This window comes from Nocardia aobensis NBRC 100429, from assembly GCF_000308375.1.
In the GTDB taxonomy this organism is placed as follows: Bacteria; Actinomycetota; Actinomycetes; order Mycobacteriales; family Mycobacteriaceae; genus Nocardia; species Nocardia aobensis.
In genome coordinates, this window is record NZ_BAFQ01000188.1 from 1 (window position 1) to 7157 (window position 7157).

General features: G+C 68.5%; 9 protein-coding genes. 8 read left to right on the plus strand and 1 reads right to left on the minus strand.

Going from position 1 to position 7157, the window contains the following annotated elements:
• Positions 1–1256, plus strand: a 1256-nt coding sequence (locus RJ03_RS24645; RefSeq protein ID WP_036506104.1) for an ABC1 kinase family protein, incomplete at its 5' end; no start/stop codon positions are given.
• A gap of 20 nt (positions 1257–1276) precedes the next feature.
• A complete protein-coding gene (locus RJ03_RS24650; protein ID WP_036506106.1) occupies positions 1277–2524 on the plus strand; it encodes a saccharopine dehydrogenase family protein in 1248 nt (415 codons plus the stop codon).
• Positions 2525–2569: 45 nt separating this feature from the next.
• On the opposite strand, the gene RJ03_RS24655 is transcribed toward RJ03_RS24650, so the two are convergent.
• Positions 2570–3496: an AurF N-oxygenase family protein gene (locus RJ03_RS24655; RefSeq protein ID WP_051025212.1), complete on the minus strand. Its 927-nt coding sequence runs from the start codon at positions 3494–3496 to the stop codon at positions 2570–2572.
• 160 nt (positions 3497–3656) lie between these two features.
• Between RJ03_RS24655 and RJ03_RS24660 the strand changes: the two genes are divergently transcribed.
• From RJ03_RS24660 to RJ03_RS24685, 6 genes are all read left to right on the plus strand, one after another.
• Positions 3657–3980 carry a DUF4873 domain-containing protein gene (locus RJ03_RS24660; RefSeq protein WP_036506120.1) on the plus strand — a complete coding sequence of 108 codons (324 nt, stop codon included), beginning with the start codon at positions 3657–3659 and terminating at the stop codon, positions 3978–3980.
• Positions 3977–4612 carry a class I SAM-dependent methyltransferase gene (locus RJ03_RS24665; RefSeq protein ID WP_036506108.1) on the plus strand — a complete coding sequence of 212 codons (636 nt, stop codon included), beginning with the start codon at positions 3977–3979 and terminating at the stop codon, positions 4610–4612. The genes RJ03_RS24660 and RJ03_RS24665 overlap by 4 nt, the downstream gene beginning before the upstream one ends.
• A gap of 156 nt (positions 4613–4768) precedes the next feature.
• Positions 4769–5158, plus strand: a complete 390-nt coding sequence (locus RJ03_RS24670; RefSeq protein ID WP_036506110.1) for a hypothetical protein — start codon at positions 4769–4771, stop codon at positions 5156–5158.
• A 1-nt stretch (position 5159) separates the two neighbouring features.
• Entirely contained in the window at positions 5160–5732 is a 573-nt protein-coding gene (locus tag RJ03_RS24675) for a hypothetical protein (protein WP_036506112.1), read from the plus strand.
• Positions 5732–6457 (plus strand): ESX secretion-associated protein EspG, encoded by a 726-nt coding sequence (locus tag RJ03_RS24680; RefSeq protein WP_036506114.1) that lies wholly within the window; start codon positions 5732–5734, stop codon positions 6455–6457. The genes RJ03_RS24675 and RJ03_RS24680 overlap by 1 nt, the downstream gene beginning before the upstream one ends.
• A 54-nt stretch (positions 6458–6511) precedes the next feature.
• Positions 6512–7157 (plus strand): PPK2 family polyphosphate kinase (locus RJ03_RS24685; RefSeq protein WP_036506116.1); only part of this gene is annotated, 646 nt, incomplete at its 3' end.

A 7157-nucleotide genomic window follows, 5' to 3' on the forward strand; every position in this document is an offset into this window, starting at 1 on the left:
CCATGAAGGGCGTGGCCATGAAGCTCGGCCAGATGCTCTCGGTGCTGGATCTGGATCTGGTTCCGCCGGAACATCGCGAGCGATTCCAGCGCCGGCTCGCCGTCCTGCGCGACAGCGCGCCGAAAGTTTCCTTCGAGACCATGCGCGGCGTCATCGAGAAGGATTTCGGCCGCACCCTCGAGGAGTTGTTCGCCGAATTCGACGCCGAACCGATCGCGGCGGCCTCGATCGGCCAGGTCTATCGGGCGCGGCTGCACGACGGGCGCGCGGTCGCGGTGAAGGTGCAGTATCCGGGCATCGATACCGCCGTGCGCGCCGACCTGAAGAACCTCGCGATGTTCCGCCGCGTCCTGCAGTCGGCGATGCCGTGGGTGACGCCGGCGGTCCTCGACGAACTGCGCTTGAATCTCGAGAGCGAACTGGACTACGTGGCCGAAGCGCATACCCAGCGCGAGGTCGCGGAACTGTTCGCCGACCATCCGTTCATCGTGGTACCGGCCACCATGCCCGAACTGTCGAGTACGCACGTGCTGGTCAGCGAGTATTTTCCCGGTCGCGGTTTCGAGGAGATCCGCCGCTTGCCCGAGGCCGAACGCGACCGGGTCGGCGAGATCATCTACCGCTTCTACGTGGGCTCGCTGTTCACCTTCCACGAGTTCTGCGGTGACCCGCATCCGGGCAATCTGCTGCTCGGCGAGGACGGCCGGGTCGCCTTCCTGGATTTCGGGCTGTTCAACCGGATGGACCCCGAACACGTCCGCTTCGAGGCCACCTGTATTCGCGCGGCGGCCGAGGAACGCGCGGAAGATCTGCGCCAGTTGATGATCGACCACGGCATCATCGATTCGCCGGAGGAGATCACCCCCGAGGACTGCCTGGAGTACGTGCTCGCGGCATGTGAGTGGGCGCTGATCGACCAGGATCTGACCATCACCCCCGAATTGGCCAGCGGCGCCTTCGTGCTGGCGGTCGATCCGCGCGCGAGTGAATACGCCGGGATGAAACAGCAGAATCTGCCGCCGGAGCATCTGTTCTCGCGGCGTGCGGATTTCCTGACGTTCGGGGTACTCGGCCAGCTGGAGGCGACCGCGAACTGGCATCGCATCGCCCGCGAGTGGCTCTACGGCGACGATCCGGTGACCGAACTCGGTAAGCAGCATCACGCCTGGCTGGCCCGGCGCGGCCTGCCGCGCAAACCGGCGAAGCGCTCGGCGCCACGCAAGGCCGCCGGCGGAAAACGAACCAGCACAAAGTAATCGGCCACCACGAGAATGGGATGTGCATGACCGACAGGGAATTCGACCTCGTACTGTTCGGCGCGACGGGGTTCGTCGGCCGGCTGACCGCGCAGTATCTGGCCGAGGCCGCGCCCGAGAACGCGCGCATCGCCCTCGCGGGCCGCTCGCCGGAGAAGCTCACCGCGGTGCGCGACGAACTCGGCGGCGCCGCGGCGATCTGGCCGCTGCTGGTCGCCGATTCCTCCGATCAGGCGGCGCTGGACGCGCTGGCGGCGCGGACCAAGGTCGTGGTCACCACCGTCGGCCCGTACCTGCGCTACGGACTGCCACTGGCCCAGGCCTGTGCGAACGCCGGCACCCACTACGCGGATCTGACCGGCGAGCCGCTGTTCATCCGCGAATGTATCGATCGGTTCGGTGAGCGGGCCGCCGAAACCGGCGCGAAGATCGTGAATTCCTGTGGGTACGACTCGATTCCGTCGGATCTGAGCGTGTATCGGCTCTTCCGGCGGTCCGTCGAGGACAACACCGGTGAACTCACCGACACCACGCTGGTGGCCTGGCTCAAGGGCGGCGCCAGCGGCGGCACCATCGATTCCGGGCGGGCGATGATGGAGGCCATCGCCACCGATCCGGCCAAGGGTTCGGTGCTCTCGCACCCGTATTCGCTGAGCCCGGACAAGTCGATGGAACCCGATGTGGGCCGGCAGTCCGACCAGGCTCTCTCGCGGGCCTCGGCCATCGACCCCAGCCTCGACGGCTGGGTCGCCACCTTCGTGATGGCCGCGCACAACACCAAGGTGGTGCGGCGCAGCAACGGCCTGCTGGGCTGGGTGTACGGCAAGAACTTCCGCTACCGCGAGGTGATGAGCGCCGGGAGCTCACCGGCGGCGCCTCTGGTCGCCGCCGGCCTGGCCGGCGGCATCGTCGCCGGCTTGACCGCCGGTGCGCTGCTCTCGCGCGTGTCGGCGGGGCGCCGGCTGCTGGATCGGATCCTGCCGAAGCCGGGGACCGGCCCCGGCGAGGACGCCCGCCGCAGCGGCTGGTTCACCATGAAGACCTTCGCCGACACCACCTCCGGCGCGCGGTACGTCTGCACCTTCGCCGGGCAGGGCGATCCGGGCTATCAGGCCACTTCGGTGATGCTCGGCGAGGCCGGACTGTGCCTGGCCTTCGACGAACTGCCGGAGCTGGCGGGCATCCTCACCCCTGCCTCCGCCATGGGCGATCCGCTCACCGATCGCCTGCGGCGGGCCGGGCTGACCATCGAGGTCGAGCGGGCCTGAACGACGGATTCGCTTGCGGCGCCGGCCCGTTCACAGGTCCTTCGGTCACAGGTCGTCGGGCAGTGAACGGGTCAGCCGCCACAGCGTGTGCACCGCGGCACCGTCGAGCATGCCGACCTCGTCGAAATAGCGCAGCATCGGCTCGGACAGGAAGCTCATCGTGCGCCGGTATTGCGGTCCGGTGAAGGCCGCGGCGAATCCACGCCGGGGGTCGATGCCCACCGCGCGATAGACCTGCGGATTGACGAGCATCGGATAGAGCACCAGCGCGAAGTAGGCCAGCAGGAGTTGATGCGGCAGCCGCTGCCACCGCGAACGCCGGGCCATCCCGCGAGCCAGCGCATCGCGAGCGAAGCCGATGTGCCGCGCCTCCTCCAGTACGTGGATACGCATCAACTGCCGCACATGCGGCTGAATTTCGCTGTCCACCATGGCTTCTCGCTGGCCGCGATCGAGAATCTCCTCGATCAGCAGCGTGCCGGCGTAGACGACCGGGCCGATCGGGAAGTGTTCGGCGACGCGCAACTGCATCCGGTTCAGCGTGACCGGCCGATACGGCGGTATTCCGGTCTTGTCGATGAGCCGCGCGAACATGATCGAGTGGCGCGCCTCCTCACTCAGTTCGGTGAGCGCGTACATCGCGTGCTGCGAGGTCGGATCGCGCGCGACGATGCGCAGCAGATACTTGCTGAGCAGTCCCTCGGCGACGATCCCGAACGACAGCAGGCTCACCAGCTCGTGTTTGCCGAGTTCGATGCGCTGCTCGGGGCTGAGGCGATCCCACAGCGGGGTGCCGTAGAGGGAGATCCGGTGTTCGGGCAGCCAGGCCTTGTCCGGCTGCCAGGGCTGCTCCCAGTCGATATCGATATCGGCGTCGTAGAAATGTTCCGCCGACGAGCGAAGCAGCCGCTGGGCCACGCGCTCGCGCCCGTCGGAACCGTCCCCCGCGAAATTCTCGATGTGCTGTGCCATCGGCTTCACCGTCCTGCCGCCCGACCGCGGCCCGCGCATTGTGCTCACGTCGGCGCATTTGCCGACCGATGTGAGCGGTGGCACACTCGATATTACCTATTACTCATTGTCACGGCTATAGTGCGGGCAGGGCGCTCTCGCGCAGCTCAGGAAGGTGATCATGCGGCAACCCGAACCGGATTACCAGGGGCCGGCCGTCGTCGTGCTCGGCGATCGGGAATTCGCCGTCCGGGTGCGGCTGCGCGGCCACTGCCAGCCGATCGACGGCATCTACCGCTGGTACGGACGGATCGATCCGGATCCCGCGCTGGATGCGGCGGCCGGCAACCGCAAACATCGCGTCGAGTTGCGGACCCCGGAAGGCACCGCGGCCGCGATCCTGGGTGATCGCGACTTCTGGGATCGACTGCGGCTGCTCGGACACAGCGCACCGCCGTATCGGATCTCGACAGTGGACGACCTCGACGCGAGGATGACCCGGTGAATCTCGCACGCCGCACCATGAACAACCCGGTCTTCGCTCTGCTCTACGAGCGGGCGTGGCGGCCGACCAGTTTCCTGGTGGCCACCGGGCGGACCATGCACGCCGATCGCCGTGACGCGGTGCGCGCCCTGCGCCTCGGCGCGGGCGACCGGGTGCTCGACATCGCCTGCGGGCCGGGCAATTTCACCCACTATCTGAGTGAACACATCGGCGACGGCTATGCGGTGGGCATCGATTTCTCGGTGCCGATGCTGCGGCAGGCCGTGGCCGACAACTCCGGACCGCGAGCCGGCTACGTCCGCGGCGACGCACGCCGGCTTCCGTTCCCCGACAACAGCTTCGACGCGGTCTGCTGTTTCGGTGCGCTGTATCTGATCCCGGATCCGCTGGCCGCTGCCGCCGAGATGATCCGGGTGCTCGCGCCCGGCGGCCGCATCGCGATCAGCACCAGCCATCGCCCGCAGGGCTGGGCGGGTCGGGTGTCGAGCGCGGTCGGTGGCGCGGGCGGCCTGCGAGTATTCGACCTCGACACCTTCCCGAAGCTGTTCGCCGAATACGGATTGGTGGATATCGAACAGGAAGTGCACGGACTGCTGCAGTACGTCAGCGCCCGGGCGGCCTACGCCACCTGACAGCCGGTGCCTTGAAATATGTGGCGCCACAGTGATTTACACAGCTATACCGCTCATCGATGGGTGCGTATTCACAATGCGTCGCCGCGCGCCGGGCACCGGCCGCTCCGGTAAGCTCGCCGAGGGAAAGTCTCGGGGCGGAAGGGGATCATCACGGTGCCGATTCCGGAGACCGGTCAGCATCTGGCGCGCGAGTTGTACGCCGCGGCAACAGGTTCCGGAGCCGAGGTGTTCGAGATCGCCGAGGACACCGCCCGCAATCTCGCGGCGGCCTGCGACCGGCTCGTGGAGGATCTCCACGCCGCCGCCCGCAGCGGTGGCGCGGTCCCGGCCGCGGTGCGCGGCTTCGGCGAACTCGCGTCCGGCCGGGCCCTGGCGCGCGGATTCTCCCGCAAGAGCGGCGAATACCTCGACACCGTCCTCTCGTTCCAGCAGACGGCGCTGCTGTTCAAGGCCGCCTATCTGGCCGCGGGAAAACATTTCGACGAGGCCGAGGCCGCCAACCGAGCGGCGCTGGCGCTGATCCGGCCCGAGCCGGGAGCCTGACGTGACCGACGCGTCGCACTTCGATCCGCCCTTCGTCGCGGATCGGGAGGTCTACGGCTCCTACAGCCACCGGCAACTCTGGGAGCTGGTGCACGAGGCACTGGACCCGGCCGCGCTGGGCGAGGCGGCGGCGGCCTGGCAACGGCAGGCGGACGCCGTCGCCGCGGCGTTCCGCACCTTCGCCGACACCACCCACGCCGAATTCGAGCGCTGGTCCGGGCACGCGCGCGCGGCGGCCGAGCCCGCGACGGCGGCCTTCGTCGAACGGGGCGCCGCCGCCGCCGAGGTCTGCACCCGGCTGCGACACCTGCTGGAGGCCGATGCCGAAGCGGCGCAATCCATTCGAGACGCGCTACCGGCACCGTCGAACTATGTCCCGCTGCCCGACCCGGTCGCCGAAGTGGTGCACGGCGGCGCCCGCCGGATGACACACGACATCGCCGCCGCCGCGGCCCTGGCCGACGCCCGCGACATCATGACCTTCCGCTACAACACCACCCTGGCCGCCTCCAGCGATCGGGTGCCGCGCTTCGTTCCCGCACCCCGGCCGGATTCGGGTGGGGGTCACCCGTAGTGAAGTGGGTGCTGACGCCGGACGAGTTCGCCCACGTGTGGGCCACCGAAACCGATCTCGACCGCCGCCCGTATCCGGTGAACATGATCCCGGAATCCACCGTGCGCACCGAAACCGAATATGCCGCACTGGGTTTGCGCACCCGCTACGCGCGCAACACCGATCCGGATCTCACCGCCGCACTGCTGCTGTGCACCCGGCCGGACGCCACCACGATCACCGTCTCCGGCCGGCGCTCCACACCGCCGGACGAGCCGGAACTGATTCTCGCCTTCGCCGCCGTCGTCCACCGGCACGCGGGATTGCTGATCGCGCGGCCCGATGCCGTCACGGTCGCCGTCTGCCATGCGCGCGGGCTGGGCGAACGGCTGGTGGCCGCGATCGGCTCGGCGCCGGCGGGCAGATGCGGGCCGATGCGCGAGCCGCAGCAGGCGGTACTCGACACCGGGACCGACGCCCGGCCCGGCGGCGATATCGGCACGCCGCGGGATCCCGGCGCCGCCCGTTTCCGCCGCACTCTGCGCGCGCCGGTCGACGCGCGCGGATTCATCACCGTCACCGTCGCACCGGACAATCCGATGTCGCCGCCGACGCGGCATCGCACTTGGCTCGACGTCACCGGCGACGGCCGCTATCTGCTCACCACGGCCGCCGAGCTGGTGCTGACCCCGGTCGACGACGCCGAATTCGCCGCACAGTTGACGAGACTGGCCGGAATCGGCTGACTCGCGACCCGATCACCGCCCGGCTGTCGGGGCCGCCGACCATACTCGACGGTTATGGCGAAATCTCCGTGGACCGAACCTGCCACCACCGCGTTGCGAGCAGCCGGGGTCCGGCTCGATTCCTACGATCCCTCCGCTACTCCCGGATTCACCGGCGACAAGAAACGCGGCGAGAAATTGCTGTCCGCACGCGGCGAGGTGCTGTCGGATCTGCAGGAGATGCTGTTCGCGAACGGCCGCTCCGGTGACCATCGCAACCTGCTGCTCATCCTGCAGGGTATGGACACCGCCGGGAAGGGCGGCGTGGTGCGCCACGTGATCGGCATGGTCGACCCGCAGGGCGTGCGGCATGCCGCCTTCGGCGTTCCCACCGACGAGGAACGCCGGCACCACTATCTGTGGCGAATCCGCAACCGGCTGCCGGCCGGTGGGCAGATCGGCGTCTTCGACCGGTCGCATTACGAGGACGTCCTCGTGGTGCGGGTGCAGAATCTGGTGTCGCGCGAGGTGTGGGAGCCGCGCTACGACGAGATCAACGAATTCGAACGGGAGATCACCGAGGCCGGCACGACGATCGTCAAGGTCGCGATGTTCGTCTCGCTGGACGAACAGAAACGCCGGCTCGGCGAGCGGCTGGAACGCTCGGACAAATACTGGAAGTACGACCCGAGCGATATCGACGACCGCGCCCTCTGGCCCG